The organism is Streptomyces sp. Je 1-369, assembly GCF_026810505.1.
Lineage (GTDB): Bacteria > Actinomycetota > Actinomycetes > Streptomycetales > Streptomycetaceae > Streptomyces.
In genome coordinates this window covers 8,043,030-8,062,019 of record NZ_CP101750.1, presented here as the reverse complement: position 1 = coordinate 8,062,019, position 18,990 = coordinate 8,043,030, and the positions used below count along the sequence as shown (strand labels likewise).

Genomic DNA, 18,990 nt, shown 5'->3' with positions numbered 1-18,990 from the left:
TGGGGGGCCAAAGGCCGGTGACGCGCACGGACCGTAGGAAGGCGGAGCGGATGCGGCAGGAAAGCAGCGGGAACACGGATGGCCCCCGGGGCGGCGAACTCGTCGTCCCCATGGCGTGGTTGTACGCGGAGTACATCGCCGACGAGTTGCTGCGCACCGGCGATCTGATGCCGCCCACCTCCTTCGAGTACCGGGCGGGCCGCGACGCCCTGGCCCTGACGATCTTCCTGTCGGACACCAGAGGCGAGCTGTCCGGAATCCGCGTGGTCTCCCAGCTGGAGACGTGGCTGAGCCTGACCGCGTACGGCCAGCCGTGGCAGGACTGGGTGCGCGAGCGGATGGCGCTGCTCACGGCCGACGCCGTCGCCGCGGGCCCCGCGCCCGACCTGGACCTCGCCGACCAGGCGTGGCGCTGGCTCCAGGAGACCGAGCTGCTCGCGCCCGACCTGGACTCCGTGCCCGGCCGCGCCGTCCAGGGCGAGGAGGACGGGCCGAAGGTGTGGACCCCGGCGTGGCGGCTCGGGCTGCCGCTGGGGCATCTGGCGATCCATCTCTTCTGAGACCGTTCGGCCCTTGAGTGATTCCGTCTTCCGCCGCGTACCGGAGGAGGAACGGCACTCCGCACCGACACGGAACGGCAGGGAACGCCATGAGGCCCCTGGAGCGGCATCGTGACGCGGGCGCCTACGCGCTCGGCGTCCTGGACGAGGCGGACGCCTTCCGCTTCGAGGACCACCTCATGGACTGTCCCGCCTGCCTGCTGGAGCTCGACGGACTCCACACGGCGGCGCTCCAGTTGGAGCTCTACGGCCGGGCGACCCGGGCTCCCGTGGAACCGTTCGCCGCGCCCTCCCCCGGCCTCCTGGACCGCCTTCTGAGCCGGGCAGGGCGGCTGCACGGTGTGCGGTGCGGACGACGGCTGTGCGCGGTCGCCGTGGGTGCTGTCCTGGCCCTCGGCGTGCCCGCCGTGACCCTCGCTCCGAAGGACGGTCCGGGGCCGGTGCGGATCACCGCGCGGGACGCCCGCGGCGGGGTCTCCGCCACGCTCACCGCCCGGGGCCGCGCCTGGGGGGCGGAGATCGGCCTCACGGTGCGGGATACGGCCACACACGCGGCGGGCGGGGAGCGGGTCTGCGAGCTGGTCGCCGTCGCCACCGACGGATCCGAGCAGAGCGTCATGTCGTGGCGCGTGCCCGCACCGACCGTGCGGACGGAAGGCACCGCGGCCCTGCGCACCGCGCAGACCGACCGGTACGAGGTGCGCACGGCCCGGGGCGAGCCGCTCCTGACCCTGCGGCGCCCCTGAACCTGCGGCGCCCCTGAACCGCGCCACAACACCGCGCCACACCACCGCGCTACTTCAGCAGCCTCGACATCCTCCGGTCCGCGAGCAGCTTCCCGCCCGTCTGGCAGGTCGGGCAGTACTGCAACGACGAGTCGGCGAAGGAGACCTCCCTGATCGTGTCGCCGCACACCGGGCACGGCTCGCCGGTGCGGCCGTGCACGCGCAGGCCGCTCTTCTTCTCCGCCTTGAGACGGCCCGCCGCGACACCGCGCGAGCGCTCCACCGCCTCGGTCAGCGTGGCCAGCAGCGCCACATGCAGCCCATGGACATCCTCCTCGGTGAGGCTCGACGTGAGCCGGAACGGGGACATGCGGGCCGCGTGCAGGATCTCGTCGCTGTACGCGTTCCCGACGCCCGCGATCAGACTCTGGTCGCGCAACGCCCCCTTGATCTGCCGCCGTTCGCCCGCCAGGAGCTCCGCGAACCGCTCCTCGTCGAAGTCCGCGGCCAGCGGGTCGGGGCCGAGCCGCGCGATGCCGGGCAGGTCGAGCGGCGCCTCCGTGACGTACACCGCGAGGCGCTTCTGCGTGCCCGCCTCCGTGAGGTCGAAGCCCGCCCCCGTGTCCAGGACGACGCGCAGCGCCAACGGGCCCTTGCCGGGGCGCGGCAGGCCTTCGGGGAGGCTGTCGTGCCAGCGGAGCCAGCCCGCGCGGGCGAGGTGGGTGACCAGGTGCGTCCCGTCGGCGTCGATGTCGAGGAACTTGCCGTACCGCTCCACGGCGGTGACGGTGCCCTCCAGGGCGGTGGGCGGTGGGTCGTACGTCTTGAGGACGCTGACGGCGACGGGCAGCACACGCTCGATCTCCCGGCCGACCAGATGGCCCGTCAGGAACTCGCGCAGCGCTTCCACTTCTGGCAGTTCGGGCATGGCTCTTCCCTCACTCCCGCTCTTCTCTGACGGGCACGATGAACTCGCACCACACGCACTTGCCGCCGCCGCGCGCCTCGACGCCCCACGCGTCCGCGAGCCGGTCCACCAGGAGCAGGCCGCGGCCCGACACCCCGGACTCGCCCGCGTCGCGGCGGCGCGGCAGGGCGCTCGACGAGTCCTCGACGTCCACGCGCAGCCGCCGGTCGGTGCCGGTCAGGACGCGCAGGGTCACGATCGCGGACCCATCGGTGTGCATGAGGGCGTTGGTGATCACTTCGTCGGCCGCCAGCTCGATCTCGTCGGCGCGCTCGCCCGCGCCCCAGGCCCGCACCGCGGCCGCGATCATGTGCCGGGCCTCGGCGAGCGCCTCCGGGTCGCTCGGGGCGACGTGCTGCTGGAGGCGGCCGCCCGCGCGGGGCACGTCGTCGGTGCGGCGGCGCAGGAGCAGGAGGGCGGCGTCGTCCTCCCCGCCGCGGCCGTCGACGATGCCGCAGAGCCGGTCGGCGAGCCGCTGAAGGTCGCGGGGTGCGACGGCGGCGAGTTCCGCGAGGGCGCGCATGCCGTCGTCCAGGTCGGCGCCGGGCTCCTCGACGAGGCCGTCGGTGCAGAGCAACAGGGTCTGGCCCGGGTCGAGTTCGAGGGTGGTGACGGGGTAGTCGAGGCGGCCGAACTCCGCGGAGAGGCCGAGGGGCAGGCCGCCGTCCACGGGGACCCGGCGGCAGGAGCCGTCGACGCGCTGGAGGAGTGGGTCGAGGTGTCCCGCGCGGACGAGTTGCACCACTCCGGTGGTCAGGTCGGCGTCGGCGTAGAGGCAGGTCGCGAAGCGGTCGGTGTCCAGTTCGTGCAGGAACCCGGAGGCGCGGGCCATGACGGTGGCGGGCGTGTGGCCCTCCGCGGCGTAGGCGCGCAGGACGATGCGGAGCTGGCCCATGACGGCGGCGGCGTGCGTGTCGTGGCCCTGGACGTCGCCGATGACGGCGCCGACGTGGCCGCCGGGCAGCGGGATCACGTCGTACCAGTCGCCGCCGATGTCCCGTCCGATGGCCGCCGAGCGGTACCGGACGGCGATCTCGGCGCCCGGCACGCCGGGGATGGTGCGGGGCAGCATGGCTTGCTGGAGGTTCTGGGCGAGGTCCTTCTCCTGCTCGTAGAACATGGCGCGTTGCAGGCTCTGCGCGATGCTGCTGCCGAGGGCGACCAGGACGTTGCGCTCGTCCTCGGTGAAGCCCGTCTTGTCCTGGTAGAGCAGGCCGAGCACGCCGATGGGGCGGGCCTGCGCGATCAGGGGCAGATAGGCGGCCGCGGTGATGCCGAGCTCGTCGATGTGCGGCCAGAGCAGCGGGTAGGACTCGGCGAAGTCGTCGGCCGTCTCGATGTAGCGCGGCGCGAGGGTGCGGACGACCTCGCTCATGGGGTAGTCCTCGTCGACGCCCGTGAGGCGGGTGCCGGGCACGAAGCTGCCCGCGGGGCCCTCGGCGACGAGCCGGATGCGGCCGGCCTCGACGAGCCCCATGACCAGGTTCGACGCGCCCAGGTGGGCGAGGCCGTGGGTGTCGCGCAGGACGTCGATGACGTCCCGGACCGTGCGGGCGTGCGCGAGCGCCGCCGTGGTGCCCTGGACGAGGCTCGTGGTGCGGCGCCGCTCCGCCTCCTCCTCGGCGCGCTCGCGCAGCGCGGCCGGGCTGTCGCCGAGTTCCCGGGTGGCGTCCCTGACGAGGCCCACGATGCGGCGCGGGCGGCCCGTGGCGTCCCGCTGGATGCAGCCCTGGGTGTGGGTCCAGCGCAGCGCGCCGGTGTGGCAGCGGATCCGGAAGTACGCGCCGTACGTCTCGCTACCGTCCTTCAGGGCGTGCGAGACAATCTGGTCGAGGCGGTGCCCTTCGACGGTCGGCACGCGGGACGCGAGGGTATCGGGCCGGTTGTCGTACTGCTCGGGGCGTACGTCGAAGACCTCGTGGGCGGTGGCGTCCATCGTCATCAGGCCCGTGTCGAGGTCCCAGTCGAAGCGGCCCGTGCGCAGCGCGGCCCCGTACAGCGCGAGGAAACAGCCGGCCGGTTCCCCGGCCGGCTGTCCACAGCGGCATTGCCCCGCCGGGTCGCGCTCCATGGGCCCACGCTAGGCGGAGGCTCCCGCGCCCGCACGCGGGAGCACGGCGCCCGGAGCGGGGCGGCGGCGGGCGGCGGGCAGGGCTCCGCCGTCCAACCGCGGGCCCCGCCCACTTGGACACCGTGCGACGGGACGGCTGGGCCGTCCGGCGGGACGGTTACGCCGTCTCCGCGACCTTGCTCTGGACCCGCATCGCCACCTCCGCCCACATCTCCGCGCTCTCCCCTGCCAGGTAGGCGACGATGCCCCGGCAGTGCGGCGGGACCTTCTCGATGATCTGGTCCCACTCCTCCATGCTGATCGTGTGGATGTTGAGCAGCCGCAGCAGGGTGCGGCCGATCTCGCTGAAGCGCAGGGCCGGGTCGGCCTTGAGGCGCTTGACGGCGGCGGCACGGTCCTGGGCCGCGTCCCGGTCGGGCACGGCCGAGGGGCGGGCGATCCGCGGTGCGGGGAGGTGGCTCCCCTGGTCGGTCCGTTTTCCGCGCTGCGGAACGGGGTCCTCGCCGCGCATCATGCGGTTGCGCACGTCCCGTACCGTCTCCGGCGAGATGGAGGCGACGCGGGCCACCTGGCGCAGCGACAGGGCGGGGTTCTGCGCGATGAGCTCGCTGGCGACCCTGCGCCCTTCGGCGCCGTTGATGGGCCGCACCCGGCCGTCGTGGCCGATCCGGCTCTCCTCGCCGTCCCTGCTGCCCGGTGCGCGCCTGCGGATGTCCGCGACGGTGCCGGGCGCGATGCCGCTGACCGAGGCGATCATCCGGTCCGACCACTGCGGATGCGTGGCGATGATGCGGGCGGCCGCCCGCTTGCGGTCGGCCGTGGTCAGCGGCAGGCCGTGGGTGACGTTGGACTCGACGGCGAGGACGAAGGCGTCGTCCTCCGCGCCGTCGAAGTACTTCACTGCGATCTTGCGCTGCCCCTGGAGTTCGGCGGCGCGCAGGCGGTGCAGTCCGTCGATGACGCGCATCGTCGGGCGGTGCACCGTGATGGGCGGCAGCGGGGTCTGTACGACCGCCAGTGCCTGTACGTGCTCCGGATCGACTCCGGCTGTCCGCGGTGAGTCAGCCGTCGAAAGCGAGCCGATCTCGACTTCGACGACCATTAATCGGTCGATCTCTGCGTGCTCGGGTGTTGCCAACTCAACTCCCCCTCAAGCTCTGATGTCCCCCGTGCGCGTGTCCCGGCACGCCGACCGGTCACGCCACACCGCCGCTCCGCGTACGCGTTCGCCCTTGGTCGAGGGCCCTGAAGTGAATGCGTTGCGCGCTCTGGAGGCGTGTGTTCTCCCGGATCACGGCGAAGGGTGCGGCGCGCACGGATGCGCCCTTCGCCGTCTTCAACCACCGCAATCGGATTCCGGGAATTCACGGAATCCGTACCGTCAGGCCGCGGGATGTGTTTCCCCGGCCGGGCATGTTCACCTTAACAACGCGTTTTCCGGCCTGGTACCCCTCACTAGTTGCACGCCACGGGCTCCGCCACCCCTATTCACCCCTACCGGCCTGCGCACCGGCGGCGGGCCGCGCCAGGGTGCGCCCCATCAGCGGCGACAGGGCCCCGACGGCGTGCGCCACCTCGTCGACCTCCGCCTGGGTGAGGGCCTGGTCGCCGTCGCAGAGCGCGGTCCCCGGATCGGGGTGTACGTCGATCATGACGCCGTCCGCACCGGCCGCGAGGGCGGCGCGGGTCAGCGGCAGGACGAGGTCGCGGCGGCCTCCCGAGTGCGAGGGGTCCACGATCACCGGCAGGTGGGAGAGGCGCTGGACGACCGGCACGGCGCTGATGTCCAGGGTGTTGCGGGTGGCGGTCTCGAAGGTGCGGATGCCCCGCTCGCAGAGCACGATGTCGAGGTTGCCGCGCTGGGCGATGTACTCGGCGGCCATCAGCCACTCCTCGACGGTGGCGCCGAAGCCGCGCTTGAGGAGCACGGGCCTGCCTGCCGCGCCCACCTCCTGGAGGAGGGCGAAGTTGTGCATGTTGCGGGTGCCGATCTGCAGCATGTCGGCGTAGGGGGCGACGAGTTCGACGCTGGCCGGGTCGATGACCTCGGTCACCACGGGCAGCCCCGTCTCCTCCCGCACATCGGCGAGGATGCGCAGGCCGCTCTCGCCGAGTCCTTGGTAGGCGTACGGCGACGTGCGCGGTTTGAAGGCGCCGCCCCTGAGCAGCGTGGCACCGGCCGCCTTGGCCATCCGGGCGGCGGCGAGGGTCTGCGAGGCGGTCTCCACCGCGCAGGGGCCCGCGATCACGGTCAGCGTGCCCGGGCCGATGGGGACGCCGGCCACGGTCACCACGGAGCGGTCCAGGTGGTGTTCCCTGCTGACCAGCTTGTACGGCACCGAGATGCGCACGACGTCCAGGACTCCGCGCAGGTGGGCGAGGTTGAGGGCGCCGAACGCGGCCACGTCCCCGACGAGCCCGACGATGGTGCGGGTCACGCCCCGGCTGACGAACGCGTCCCCGCCCGCCGTGCGCACCAGATCGACGACCGCGTCCACATCCTGCTGCGTGGCCTCGGGGGCCATCACGACGACCAAGGGTTCCTCCCGTGCATGTGGGTATTCCCCGGAATTCTCTCGGGCCCGTCGTGCGGGCCCCTTCGGGGAATTACGTCGGGCGACCACGGTAGGAGGTGACCAGGGTTTTTCTCAATGAAATCCCGCATTCTTGTCCAACTGCCCAATATCGTCCGCCCCTTTACGTGGATCTCCGGTCCGTATCGGAAAGGCGACTTCCACGGAGAGTCCGCCGTCCGGGCGGGCGCGGGCGCTGATCCCCGCTTCGTGGGCGAGGGCGATGGCGTGCACGACCGCCAGGCCGAGGCCGGGGTGGCCGTCACCGATCGAGCGGCCCGGGCCCCGGAAGGGCGCGAAGAGCCGGTCCACCTGGTCCGGCGCCACCCGGTCGCCGGTGTTGGCGAGAGAGATGACCGCGTGTCCGTCCCGGACGGCGGTGGTGAGGTCCACCCGTCCGCCGGGGCGGTTGTGGCCCACCGCGTTGTCCACGAGGCAGCCCACCAGGCGCTGGACGAGCGCCGGGTCACCCAGGACGGGCGCGGGCCCGGTGGCGGCCGTCACCCGCAGTCCACGCCGCTCGCTCTCCGGGCGCGCGACGTGCAGCGCCCACTCGGCGAGGCGCGCGAGGTCCAGCTCCTCGCGGTGGACGAGGCCGCGGTGGCTGCCCGCGAGCGCCAGCAGGGACTCCAGGAGGCGGGCCTGCCGTTCGCTGATCTCCAGGAGCCGCTCGGTGCTCCCGCGAAACGTTTCCGCGGTGGCGTCGCAGTCGATGAGCGTCTTCCGCAGCAGCGCGCGCTCCAGCAGGAGCGGGGTGTGCAGGGCGTGGGCGGCGTGGGCGACGAATCGCCGGTGGGAGTCGATGGCCGCTTCCAGGCGGCCGAGGAGCCCGTCCACCGTGTCGGCCAGCTCCTTGAGCTCGTCGGCCGGGCCCTGGACGGCCAGCCGCTCGTGGAGGGTGTGCGCCGAGATGTGCCGGACGGTGCCGGTCATCGCCCGCAGCGGGCGCAGCACACGCCGGGCGACCAGGCCCCCGAGGACGGCCGAGACCACCAGCATGACGGCGAGTGCGACACCCGACTGCACGAGCAACTGCCGCAACTGGTCCGTGTGCTGACCGACCGCCTGTTCCTGGAGCTGCGCGAAGACGTCGCCGGAGCGAGCCGCGGGCCGCACACCGGGCAACCCTCCGCCGGAGCGCCCGGTTCCCGCGTCCGCCCCCGCTCCCCCGCCCGCTTCCACCCCGTCCACGAGGACGCGGTCCGCGGGGAACCGGGCGACGAGCAGATACGTGAGCGCGAGCAGGACCGCGCCGGAGGCGACGAGCAGCGCGCCGTACAGCAGCGTGAGGCGTACGCCCGCACGCCGCGAGGGCAGGTGCATGGGCCCCTCAAATTCGCCTTGACGGTGGTGGTGAACGGGTACGTCGCCTCGTCCCACACCCGGTCCAAGAGCTCTTCGGCCGGTACGACACGGCCCTGGGCCGCGAGCAGGTACTCCAGGACCGAGAACTCCTTGGGCAGGTCCCGGCCGAGCACGAGCACGTCGTAGTCGGTCGCCGAGGTGCGGGCGACGGCGACGGCACCGTCACGGACGACGTCGACCACCATGCCCGCGCGGCGCGACACCCGCGCCACCGAGCGGGCGAGCTCGGCGTGGTCCGCGACGACCAGGACCCTCATCGGGACGGAGCTGATCATGAAGTCCACGGTGCCCGAACGTCCGTCACGCACCGGTCACAGCGCGGGCTCGTGCGGGGCGTTCCTGTGTGCCGGTCACAGATCTTCGGACCGCGGTGTGACCGCCTGCCGCGTAGAAACGGAACCGCGTCACCGCAACGGCAGCCACGGCCTCACCGAGGGGGAGACGGACACATGAACGTTGTCCGGCCATCAGCCCACGTGCAGCCGGTCGCAGGCGTCGTGTGTCGCGGGTTCCTCGTCGTCGCCCGGTCCCGTGACCGGGCCGATCTTGGCCGCGAGGTCCGCGCGCCGCTGGACGGCGAGTTTGCGGTAGGCACGCGTCAGGTGCTGTTCGACGGTACTGATGGTGATGCAGAGCTTGTCGGCGATCTGGCGGTTGGTGTGACCTCGGACGGCGAGCGTGGCCACACGGAATTCGGCGTTGCTGAGTTCGTCGGGATGTCGGCGGTTCCCGGCCGACCACGGCTGCTCGGCCGGGTGCGGGCTACCCGTGTCGGCCGCGGACGGCGGCACCGGCATGCCGCACTCCCCCGCCAGCTGCTGCGCCTTGCGGGCCAGGGCCCTGGCCTGACCGACCTTCCCGAGCTCGCGCTGCGTCCGGGCCAACTCGTCGATGGCACGGACGAGTTCGACGCGGTGTCCGCGGTCCCGCAGGATCTCGACGGCCTCGCCGAGCAGCGCAGGACGGTGCGCCGCCTTCAGCGTGCCGGCGAGCACGCGCAGCGATACGGCGCGCACCCAGCCGCCCCGCCCGCCCGCCAGGGCGAGTTGCTCCTCGGCGAGGGCGCGGGCGCGCTCGCGGTCGCCGAGCGACAGATGCGCCTCGGCGGCGTCGGTGCGCCAGGGGACCAGCGCGGGCAGGTCGAACCGGCGGCGGCGCATGAGATCCCCGCAGGTGAGGAAGTCGTCCAGGGCGGCATAGGGCCGTCCCGCGGCGAGGTAGTAGTGGCCGCGGGCGCGGAGGTAGAGCAGGCCGTCGGTCGTCTGGAAGGCCGCGTCCGGTACGGGTACGGCGAGTTGCGCCGCCGCCTCGTCGAGCCTCCCCATGAGGGTGCCGGTGAACAGCGCGGTGGCGACGGGCGCGGCGACGGCCACGCCCCACCCGTCCGCCGGTACGAGCGCGAGCGCCGAACGTGCCAGCTTCCGTGCGGTGGTGAGCGCGCCCACCCTGAGCTCGATGCGGGCCCGCGCCGCGGCCAGCAGCGCCTGCCACAGGGGCGCTCGCCGTTCGGCCGCCTCGTTGATCAGCGTCTCGCACCAGAAGGCCGCCGCCTCGAGCCGGTCGGCGAGGAGCAGGGAGTCGACGGCGACGAGGAGCGCCGTCACGGTGTCGTCGTCGAGCCGGGTGCTCTGCAGGATCTGTTCGGCCCTGACCACCACGTCCTTCCCCGGCCCTTCGAGGAGCGACTTCACCAGGCTCGCGGCCCGCTGGTGCGGGCTGCGGGCCAGGGCCGCCACGTGCTGCGGGGTGGTGTCCTGCGCGGTCGTGTGCTCCGGTGTGCCGCCGGGTGCGGCGCAGTCGGGGACGGAGAGGCCCGGATAGGCGTACGTCAGCCAGAGGCGCGGGCAGTCGTGCCGGTGGGGTGTGCCGGTGCCGGTCCGGCCGGGTTGCGCGGCGCTCTGCCGCTCGACGGCGCGGAGGACGTCCAGGGCCCGTTCCGGGCGGCCGAACCAGAGCAGGTGGCCGACGAGCGCGTCGGCGTGCCGGGTGCCGAGCCTTCCGTCGAGCGCGGCGGCCGTGAGTTCGGGCAGGTGCTGGGCGACGCCGGCCGGGTTGACGCGCCACAGGGCCCGGGTGAGGGCGGCCCGTATCTCCAGGGACTGGTGGGCGTCGGTGCTGGTGTCGCGGGCGATGCGCAGACAGGTGAGGGCGAGGTCCACCTCGTCGTCGGCGAGGGCCCGTTCGGCGGCCTCGATCAGGGTGCGGCGCGCCCAGGGCGCGTCGACCGTCCCGGCCGCGATCAGGTGCCGTACGACCGCGGGCGCGGCCGCTCCGTGCTCGTGCAGGACCCGGGCGCAGCGGGCCTCGACGCGGACGCGGTCGGCGGGCTCCAGGCTTCTCAGGACCGCGGCGCGCCCGGCGTCGTGCCGGAACCAGCCCGCGTCGAGGAGACCCGCCCCGTTCAGCGCGCGCAGGCTGCGCAGAAGCGATTCCCTGCTGGCCCCGAGGACCTCCACGAGTTCGGCGAGCGACATGTCGGGGCCCGCGACCGCCAGCGCCCACGCGGTGCGGCGGGTGGCGAGGTCGCTGCGGTAGAGGCAGGTGGCGACGGCCCGTACGAAGGATTCGCCCGGTACGGGTTCGCCGGAGCGGACGCCCGCGGCGCCCGCGTCGCCCGCGGCGAGGTGGTCCTCGATGAGCGCCCGGGTCAGGAGCGGGCTGCCGCCGCCCTTGTGGAGCAGTTCGGGGACGAGCTTGCGCGTTCCCCACCCCGACGCATCGAATACAGAGATCATTTCTGCGACTCCGGACCGCCGGAGCGGGCTGAGCCTGATATTCCGGCAGCCGGGCAGCCGCAGTAAACCGACGCGCAATCGCGTATTGCCCGCCAGGAAGTCGCTGTTCTCTCCCAGCACGACCAGAATGCGGCTCACGGCCAGTCGACGTGACAGGTAGAGGAGGCATTCGAGCGAGTCCTCGTCGGCGTGCTGCACATCGTCGATACTGAGCACCAGGGGCATTTCCCTGGCTTTTTCGAGCAACAGTCCGCAGAGCTCGGGAATCTCGTCCATCGCCACCGCGGGCCGTTCTCCGGCGTCCCTTCGTGAGCGGGCCGAGCCCGCGACGAGGTCCACGAGCTGTGCCGCCCGACGCGCGTCCGCGCCGTGCAGACCGGCACCGAGAAGCAGTTGCCCCATGACGCCGAGGGGCAGGTCCGTCTCCGCGCCGGACGCCGTGGCCTGCAGATACAGTGCTCCTCTTGAGGTGACGCGCGAGCCGAAGGCCCGCAGCAGCGCGGTTTTGCCGCTGGCGACGGCGCCGCTCACCAGAAGGACGCCGCCATGCCCGCTCTCGGTTGAGTCGAGCATGTGTTCCATGACCGAAAGTTCTTCACCACGTTCCACCAAGTTCATGAGCCGACTTCTCCCCCGCGGCTGACGGCTGGTCCTCGGGGCGACCGGAAGACCGGCTGGATCAATTCCTTGGACTTGACCGGCCACCCGACGGACGACTCTGCCATATATGAAAATCAACTACCAGCGCCATTTGACTCAATGCCACGCCATAACCGACGTGAATGCGCCACTCCCCAACCAATCGGACCCGCCCGCTCCATATCATTCGGAAACTCTTCCGTATTTGCCTGATGACTGAACTCGGCGATATATCAGAACGCGGTTGCGAGCCGGGGAAAGGACTTGCGTGGCGCCAGGGGCGACAGCGACGCGAGGGGCCGGGAACGATTGGCGCGTTCCGCATGGCCCTCTCACCCGCCGCTTGACCGGTATGGCTCGCCCCTACGAGGGCAGCACCGGCGACGCGCAGCCGGGCGGGGCCGGTGACGCGGGGTCCGCGGGCATGCCCGTCCGGGTGGGGCAGTCGGTCGGCGAGTCACCGCCGCCCTCGTCCGGACTGGATGCGTCAGGACTGGTCCCTTCCGGACTCGTCTCGTCAGGACTGGTTTCGTCGGGGCTCGTCCCGTCCGGAACGGTCTGACCGGAGCCGGTCTCGTCCGGGTCCGTCTCGTCCGGGCTCGTTTGATCGGGGCTCGTCTCGTCGGGCTCGGTCTCGTCCGGGGTGGTTTCGTCCGGATCCGTGGGTGTCGGGCTGGACGGGGACGGAGACGTCGGGCTCGGCGTCGTCGGCGTGGGGGTCGGCGTGGGGGTGGGGGTCGGCGGCTTGGTCGGACGGTCGTGGTGCGCCTTCCCGTCGCCGGTCTTCCGCTCGATCCAGGTGTTGTTGACGATGTTCACGATGGTGATGTTGACAATCGGCTGCGGCGCCGGGGTCACCACGACGACCCGCGTCGGCTGATACCCGCTCCACGCCCGCCCGTTGTGCCGGGGCGAGCTCTCGAAGGCGACCGGCGGCTTCAGCGGGTTGCCGCACGCGCAGCGGACCCGCGGCAGGCCCCGGTCGTCGACGAGGACGGCCGTGCCCGTCTGCAGGACGGACTGGAAGCTCGTGGGCGAGCCGCCACGGAACCCGTGGTTGGTGACGCGGGTGTCGGCCCGCAGCACGACGGGCGTCAGCCCGCGCAGATAGCCCGGGACGGCGGCCTCGTCGATGTCGGAGGCCTGCGCGAACGCGCGTGCCTTCGCCGGGTCGGCGGTGAGGAAGCGCACCTGCTGGTCGATGTCACAGCTGCCGACGTTGTGCGTACCGCCGTAAAGACCCGGCGTACCGCCCGGGATGGAGCGAGTGCCCTGCGGGGTCGCCGATCCGGTGGGCGACGGCTGCGGCGAACGGGTGACGGGCGGCGGGGAGGCGGCGGTCTCCGCGGTGGACTCGGTGAACGGATCGGGGCCCTGGGCGGCGACCGGCTGCATGAACAGCTCGCTGCCGCCGTCAGCGGTCTTCTTGTCGCCGTCGCCCGAACAGCCCGCTACCGCTAGGGCCGCGGATATCGCGAAGACGATCGCGTGCGTCCTGGTGGGTGTGCGCACCGGTTCTCCCGCCGTTGCCGTGCAGTGTGCCCCCGCGGACGGGGGTGTTCCGCCATTGTCTGCGGGGGTTCCTGCGGGCTCGCAAGCCGGGCGTGCGGCCCGGTCGCCGCACGGAAAACCCTGGTCGGCAGCACAATGGAGCCGTGGAGTGGTTCACGGCGGATGCGTACTGGCTGAGTCGGCTGATCTTCCAGCGGGCCCTGGCCGTGCTCTACGTGATGGCGTTCCTCGGTGCCGCCCTGCAGTTCCGGGCGCTCATCGGGGAGCGCGGGATGCTGCCGGTGCCGCGGTACGTCGAGCGGGTACCGTTCCGCCGCGCCCCCAGCCTGTTCCAGCTGCGCTTCTCGGACCGGTTCTTCGCGCTCTGCGCGTGGGCGGGGTGCGCGGTCGCGGTGGCGCTGCTCGCCGGTGCGGACGGTCTTCTGCCGCTGTGGGGCGCGATGCTGCTGTGGCTGGTGCCCTGGGCGCTGTATCTCTCCATCGTGAACGTGGGGCAGACCTGGTACGGCTTCGGCTGGGAGTCGCTGCTCCTCGAAGTGGGCTTCCTCGCCGTCTTCCTCGGCAACGACCGGGTCGCCCCACCGGTCCTCGTGCTCTTCCTGCTGCGGTGGGTGCTCTTCCGCGTGGAGTTCGGTGCCGGGCTGATCAAGATGCGCGGGGACGCGTGCTGGCGCAAGCTCACCTGCCTGGACTTCCACCACGAGACGCAGCCGATGCCCGGGCCGCTGAGCTGGTTCTTCCACCACCTGCCGAAACCGGTGCACCGGGTGGAGGTCGCGGCCAACCACGTCACCCAACTTGTCGTGCCCTTCCTGCTGTTCACACCTCAGCCGGTAGCGACGGTCGCGGCCTGCCTGATGATCGTGACCCAGCTCTGGCTGGTCCTGTCCGGCAACTTCTCCTGGCTGAACTGGATCACGATCGTGGTCGCGGTCTCCGCACTGGACCTGTCCGCATGGCACACGGCACCCGACGTCGCGGCCACGCCCGTCTGGTACGAGGTGGTGGTCACCGTCGTGGCGGTCCTGCTCCTGGCCATGAGCTACCGGCCGTTGCGCAATCTGCTGTCCCGCCGCCAGGTCATGAACCGCTCGTTCGACCCGCTGCACCTCGTCAACGCGTACGGCGCGTTCGGCAGCGTCAACCGGGTGCGCCAGGAGATCGTCATCGAGGGCACGGCGGACACGGTGCCCCGCGAGGACTCCGACTGGCTGGCCTACGAGTTCAAGGGCAAGCCCGGCGACGTACACCGCTGGCCACGCCAGTTCGCGCCCTACCACCTGCGGCTCGACTGGATGATGTGGTTCGCCGGGCTCTCTCCCGCGTACGCGCGCTCGTGGTTCGGCCCGCTGGTGGAGCGCCTGCTGGACGACGACCGTGACACCCTGCGCCTGCTGCGGAGCTCCCCGTTCCCGCCCGGGTCCCCGCCCGCGTACATCCGCGCCAGGCTGTACCGCTACCGGTTCACGACCTGGCGCGAGCTGCGCGAGACGGGTGCGTGCTGGGAGCGCACGTACGTCCGTGAGTTCCTGGGGCCGACGCGTCTTGCTCCGACGACTCAGAGCGAGTAGACGCGCCGGGCGGTGCCGCCGAAGACCTCCTGACGCTCGGCGGGGTCCAGCGCGTCCGTCAACAGGCGTGCCGCGTCCAGGACTTCGGTGTACGTCGCCGCGAGAGTGCTGACCGGCCAGTCGGATCCGTACATCAGCCGTCGCGGACCGAAGGCGTCCAGCACGATGTCCGCGTAGGGCCGCAGGTCGCCCACCGTCCACGTCGCGTGATCGGCCTCGGTGACCATGCCGGAGAGTTTGCAGACGGTGTTGGGGCGGACGGCGAGGGCGCGGACCGCTGCCGCCCAGGGTTCCAGGGTTCCGCGGGCGATGGGCGGCTTGCCCAAGTGGTCGAGTACGAAGGTGAGTTCGGGCATTCCTGCCGCCGCCTCGGCGCAGGCGGGCAGCTGGTGGGGCAGGACCACGAGGTCGTGGGCGAGACCCGCGTCGGCCAGGGCGGACAGGCCCCTGCGGACGTCCGGGCGGAGCAGCCACTCGGGGTCCGGCTCGCTCTGCACCTGGTGCCGGATGCCCACCAGGTGCTGCCCGCCCGGGAGTTCGCGCAGGGCGGCCAATGTGTCGGCCACGTCGGGGCGGGTGAGGTCCGTCCAGCCGACGACGCCCGCGACGAGGTCGTTCGCCTCGGCCAGGGCCAGGAGTTCCGGGGTCTCCTCGGGGACGGTCACCGTCTGGACGACGACCGTGGCGCCCACACCGGCCGCGCGGGCCTCGGGCGCGAGGTCGGCGAGGGAGAAGTTCCTGCGGATCGGGGCGAGGGCGTCCCCGGTGATCCAGTCCTGGTCGCGCACGGAGAGGTCCCATACGTGGTGGTGGGCGTCGACGATGCCCGGCGCGCTCTCCGTCACGGCAGCCCCCATACGACGGGCAGGCCCGCCTCCGCACCCTCGGCGGAGTAGTCGTGGACGACGAGGCCGCTGCGCCAGATCGTCCAGGAGGTGGCGCCCGCCCTCCGGATCGCCGCGATGAGCTCGGCGGGCACCTCGCGGTGCGCGGCGTCGTACGCGTCCACGCGGTCCGCACGGACCTTGGTGTGCAGGGCGACTCTCACGGCCGTGCTCCTCCCCGCGCCTCGCCGGGAACCGGCACCTCCGGGGGCAGCAGCCCGGCCTCCCGTGCCTCCCGCCAGAAGTCGGCGGGTACCTCGGCGGCGAACTGCGCGGCCGCGTCGGTGACCTGCTCCGGCGCGCGGATGCCGACGAGCACGCTGACGACGGCCGGATGACCGAAGGGGAAGGCGAGGGCGGCGGCCCGGAGCGTGGTGCCGTGCCGCTCGGCGAGCGTGCGCAGGGCGCGGGCGCGGGCCAGCAGGTCAGGTGGCGCCTCGACATAGTCGAAACGGGCACCCGGCTTGGGGTCGGCGAGCAGTCCGGAGTTGAACACACCGCCGATGACGATCGACGTGCCGCGCTCGCTCGCCGCGGGCAGCAGCCCGGTGAGGGCCCGGTGGTCGAGGAGCGTGTAGCGGCCCGCGCAGAGTACGGCGTCGACGTCCGTGTCTCGGACGAAGCGGGTGAGCATCTCCGCCTGGTTCATGCCCGCGCCTATCGCGCCGACGACGCCTTCGGAGCGCAGTTTCTCCAGGGCCGGGTAGCCCTCGCGGAAAGCTTCTTCCTCGTGGTGGTCGGGGTCGTGCAGGAAGACGACGTCGACGCGGTCGGTGCCGAGGCGGGTGAGGCTGGACTCGATCGAGCGGCGCACGCCGTCCGCGCTGAAGTCCCAGATCCTGCGGTGCGTCCTCGGCACGGCGAAGCCGCCGTCGGCGAGGTCGTCGCCAGGGAGGTTCGCGGGCTCCAGTATCCTGCCGACCTTCGTGGAGATGACGTACGAGGAGCGGTCCCGGCCCCGCAGCGCCTGGCCCAGTCTGCGCTCGGACAGGCCGAGGCCGTAGTGCGGGGCGGTGTCGAAGTAGCGGATGCCCGCGTTCCAGGCGCGGTCGAGTGCGGTGGCCGCCTGCGCGTCGGTGATCGGCGCGTAGAGGTTGCCGATGCCCGCGGCTCCGAAGGACAGCGCGGTCACCTCGACGCCACCGGGGCCGAGGGGACGCCGCTCCAGGGCGCTCACCGGGTCACCGGCCGCAGTCGCAGACCCTGCATGCCGCCGTCGACGGCGAGTGCGGTGCCGGTGGTGGCGCCGGACAGGGGGCTCGCCAAGTAGGCGATGGCGCCCGCGACTTCGTCGGCCGTGACGAGTCGCCCGGTGGGCTGCCGGGCCTCCAGCGCGGCTCGCTCGGCGGCGGGGTCGGGGGCGGCGTCCAGGAGGCGGCCGACCCACGGGGTGTCGACGGTGCCGGGGTTGACGCAGTTGACGCGCACCCCGTCGCGTACGTGGTCGGCGGCCATGGCGAGGGTGAGGGAGAGCACCGCGCCCTTCGACGCCGAGTACAGGGCGCGCTGCGGGAGGCCCGCCGTCGCGGCTATGGAGCAGGTGTTGACGATCGCCGCGTCGGTGGAGAGGCGCAGGTGCGGCAGGGCGGCGCGGGTGGTGCGGACGACGCCGAGGACGTTGACGTCCAGGACGGCGTGCCATTGGGCGTCGTCGTTGTCCTCGACGGTGCCCTGGGCGCCGATGCCCGCGTTGTTGACCAGGACGTCGAGTCCGCCGAGGTCGGCGGCGGCAGCGGCGACGGCGTCCCGTACGGCCGTGTCGTCGGTGACGTCGGCGGCGTAGGCGCGCAGGGGTTTGTCGACGCCCGCCGGGTCGAGGTCGCCCGGATCGAGGTCGCTCGGATCGAGGTCGAGGACGGCGACGTCGGCGCCGCGGGCGGCGAGGAGCTCGGCGGTGGCCCGGCCGATGCCGGAGGCCCCGCCGGTGACGAGGGCCTTGAGGCCTTGGAAGTCGGTCATGCGGCTGCTCCCTTGTCCCGTGCGGTGCGGTCGTGTGCGGGGGCGTCCTGCGCGTGCTGCTCCTGTACGAGGTCCGCGGCCCAGAACGTGCCGCCCGGGTAGGTGTATTCGGCGATGGACTCGGCGCGCATCGTCGCGGAGAAGCCGGGCGCGGTCGGGGCCGTGTAGTGGCCCGCGCGCAGCACGACGGGGTCGGTGAAGTGCTCGTGCAGGTGGTCGACGTACTCGATGACGCGGTTCTCCGTGGTCCCTGCGAGCGCCACGTAGTCGAACATCGACAGGTGCTGGACGAGTTCGCAGAGTCCGACGCCGCCCGCGTGCGGGCAGACGGGGACGCCGAACTTGGCGGCGAGCAGCAGGATCGCGAGGTTCTCGTTGACTCCGCCGACGCGGGCCGCGTCTATCTGGAGGATGTCGATGGCGCCGGCCTGGAGGAGCTGTTTGAAGACGATGCGGTTCTGTACGTGTTCGCCGGTGGCGACCTTGACCGGGGCGACGGCGGCGCGGATCGCGGCGTGGCCGAGTACGTCGTCGGGGCTGGTGGGCTCCTCGACCCAGTAGGGGTCGAACTCGGCGAGCGCACGCGTCCATTGGACGGCTTCGTCGACGTTCCAGCGCTGGTTGGCGTCGACGGCGATGCGGATGTCGGGGCCGATGGCGGCGCGGGCGGTGCGGCAGCGGCGGATGTCGTCGTCGAGGTCGGCACCGACCTTCAGTTTGATCTGCGTGAAGCCGTCGGCGACGGCCTGCCGGGCGAGGCGGGTGAGTTTCTCGTCGCTGTAGCCGAGCCAGCCGGGCGAGGTGGTGTAGCCGGGGAAGCCCCGCTCCAGGAGGGCGATGGTCCGGTCCGCGGCGCCCGTGCGGGCGGACCGCAGCAGGTCGAGGGCGTCCTGCGGGGTGAGGGCGTCGGCGATGTACCGGAAGTCGACCTGGGAGACGAGCCATTCGGGCGTGGCGTCGGCGAGCAGCCGCCACAGGGGTTTGCGGGCGCGCTTGGCGGCGAGGTCCCAGACCGCGTTGACGACGGCGCCGATGGCCATGTGCATCACGCCCTTCTCGGGACCGAGCCAGCGCAACTGGCTGTCGCCGACGAGGTCGCGGTTGACGGTGCCGGGGTCGGCGCAGAGCTCGTCGACCGGGCGGCCGATCACGTGGTGGCGCAAGGCGTGGATCGCGGCGACCTGGACGTCGTTGCCGCGGCCGATGGTGAAGGTGAATCCGTGCCCTTCCAGACCGTCGTCGGCGTCGGTGCGCAGCACCACGTAGGCGGCGGAGTAGTCGGGGTCCGGGTTCATCGCGTCGGACCCGTCCAGCTCCCGCGAGGTGGGGAACCGTATGTCGTGGGTGTCTACCGCGGTGATGCGGGCGGGGGTCGGGGACACAGGGGGCCTTTCCGGAAGGAAGCGGGGACGCGGCTGACTGTGGCGGG

15 protein-coding genes and 1 pseudogene are annotated in these 18,990 nt (G+C 72.4%); 3 read left to right on the top strand and 13 right to left on the bottom strand.

Annotated elements, in window-relative coordinates; translation table 11 throughout:
- Nucleotides 1-50 precede the first annotated feature (50 nt).
- Both NOO62_RS35745 and NOO62_RS35740 read left to right on the top strand, forming a co-directional pair.
- Nucleotides 51-560: a hypothetical protein gene (locus NOO62_RS35745; protein WP_268774940.1), complete on the top strand. Its 510-nt coding sequence runs from the start codon at nt 51-53 to the stop codon at nt 558-560.
- A gap of 89 nt (nt 561-649) precedes the next feature.
- The gene (locus tag NOO62_RS35740; protein WP_268774939.1) at nt 650-1,306 is read left to right on the top strand and encodes a zf-HC2 domain-containing protein; all 657 of its coding nucleotides are present in this window, start codon (nt 650-652) and stop codon (nt 1,304-1,306) included.
- Between the two features lie 49 nt (nt 1,307-1,355).
- Here the strand turns inward: NOO62_RS35740 and NOO62_RS35735 are convergent, their stop codons facing one another.
- The 8 genes and pseudogenes from NOO62_RS35735 to NOO62_RS35700 form a co-directional block, all read right to left on the bottom strand.
- Nucleotides 1,356-2,213, bottom strand: coding sequence for an Fpg/Nei family DNA glycosylase (locus tag NOO62_RS35735; protein WP_268774938.1), 858 nt, complete (start codon nt 2,211-2,213; stop codon nt 1,356-1,358).
- A 10-nt stretch (nt 2,214-2,223) separates the two neighbouring features.
- Nucleotides 2,224-4,323: a SpoIIE family protein phosphatase gene (locus NOO62_RS35730; protein ID WP_268774937.1), complete on the bottom strand. Its 2,100-nt coding sequence runs from the start codon at nt 4,321-4,323 to the stop codon at nt 2,224-2,226.
- A 157-nt stretch (nt 4,324-4,480) separates the two neighbouring features.
- Entirely contained in the window at nt 4,481-5,425 is a 945-nt protein-coding gene (locus NOO62_RS35725; RefSeq protein WP_268774936.1) for a ParB/RepB/Spo0J family partition protein, read from the bottom strand.
- A 382-nt stretch (nt 5,426-5,807) separates the two neighbouring features.
- Nucleotides 5,808-6,851 (bottom strand): 3-deoxy-7-phosphoheptulonate synthase, encoded by a 1,044-nt coding sequence (gene aroF / locus NOO62_RS35720; protein WP_268775934.1) that lies wholly within the window; start codon nt 6,849-6,851, stop codon nt 5,808-5,810.
- A 120-nt stretch (nt 6,852-6,971) separates the two neighbouring features.
- Nucleotides 6,972-8,219 (bottom strand): ATP-binding protein, encoded by a 1,248-nt coding sequence (locus NOO62_RS35715; RefSeq protein WP_268774935.1) that lies wholly within the window; start codon nt 8,217-8,219, stop codon nt 6,972-6,974.
- A 23-nt stretch (nt 8,220-8,242) separates the two neighbouring features.
- A pseudogene (locus tag NOO62_RS35710) lies at nt 8,243-8,446 on the bottom strand (DNA-binding response regulator); the annotation flags it as partial.
- Nucleotides 8,447-8,728: 282 nt separating this feature from the next.
- Nucleotides 8,729-11,614, bottom strand: coding sequence for a helix-turn-helix transcriptional regulator (locus NOO62_RS35705; RefSeq protein WP_268774934.1), 2,886 nt, complete (start codon nt 11,612-11,614; stop codon nt 8,729-8,731).
- 384 nt (nt 11,615-11,998) lie between these two features.
- The gene (locus tag NOO62_RS35700) at nt 11,999-13,147 is read right to left on the bottom strand and encodes a DUF6777 domain-containing protein (RefSeq protein WP_268774933.1); all 1,149 of its coding nucleotides are present in this window, start codon (nt 13,145-13,147) and stop codon (nt 11,999-12,001) included.
- Nucleotides 13,148-13,290: 143 nt separating this feature from the next.
- Between NOO62_RS35700 and NOO62_RS35695 the strand changes: the two genes are divergently transcribed.
- The gene (locus tag NOO62_RS35695; RefSeq protein WP_268774932.1) at nt 13,291-14,718 is read left to right on the top strand and encodes a lipase maturation factor family protein; all 1,428 of its coding nucleotides are present in this window, start codon (nt 13,291-13,293) and stop codon (nt 14,716-14,718) included.
- On the opposite strand, the gene NOO62_RS35690 is transcribed toward NOO62_RS35695, so the two are convergent.
- The 5 genes from NOO62_RS35690 to NOO62_RS35670 are packed head-to-tail and all read right to left on the bottom strand — an operon-like array spanning nt 14,706 to nt 18,943.
- Nucleotides 14,706-15,575, bottom strand: a complete 870-nt coding sequence (locus NOO62_RS35690) for an amidohydrolase family protein (protein ID WP_268774931.1) — start codon at nt 15,573-15,575, stop codon at nt 14,706-14,708. The two genes, NOO62_RS35695 and NOO62_RS35690, sit on opposite strands and share 13 nt — an antisense overlap.
- Nucleotides 15,560-15,766, bottom strand: a complete 207-nt coding sequence (locus NOO62_RS35685; RefSeq protein WP_268774930.1) for an L-rhamnose mutarotase — start codon at nt 15,764-15,766, stop codon at nt 15,560-15,562. Before NOO62_RS35685 ends, NOO62_RS35690 begins: the two co-directional genes overlap by 16 nt.
- Nucleotides 15,763-16,779 carry an aldo/keto reductase gene (locus tag NOO62_RS35680; protein WP_268774929.1) on the bottom strand — a complete coding sequence of 339 codons (1,017 nt, stop codon included), beginning with the start codon at nt 16,777-16,779 and terminating at the stop codon, nt 15,763-15,765. Before NOO62_RS35680 ends, NOO62_RS35685 begins: the two co-directional genes overlap by 4 nt.
- On the bottom strand, nt 16,776-17,561 hold the full coding sequence (locus tag NOO62_RS35675) for an SDR family NAD(P)-dependent oxidoreductase (RefSeq protein WP_268774928.1): 786 nt from the start codon (nt 17,559-17,561) through the stop codon (nt 16,776-16,778). Before NOO62_RS35675 ends, NOO62_RS35680 begins: the two co-directional genes overlap by 4 nt.
- Nucleotides 17,558-18,943 (bottom strand): L-fuconate dehydratase, encoded by a 1,386-nt coding sequence (locus NOO62_RS35670; RefSeq protein WP_268774927.1) that lies wholly within the window; start codon nt 18,941-18,943, stop codon nt 17,558-17,560. The genes NOO62_RS35675 and NOO62_RS35670 overlap by 4 nt, the downstream gene beginning before the upstream one ends.
- Between the last annotated feature and the right edge of the window lie 47 nt (nt 18,944-18,990).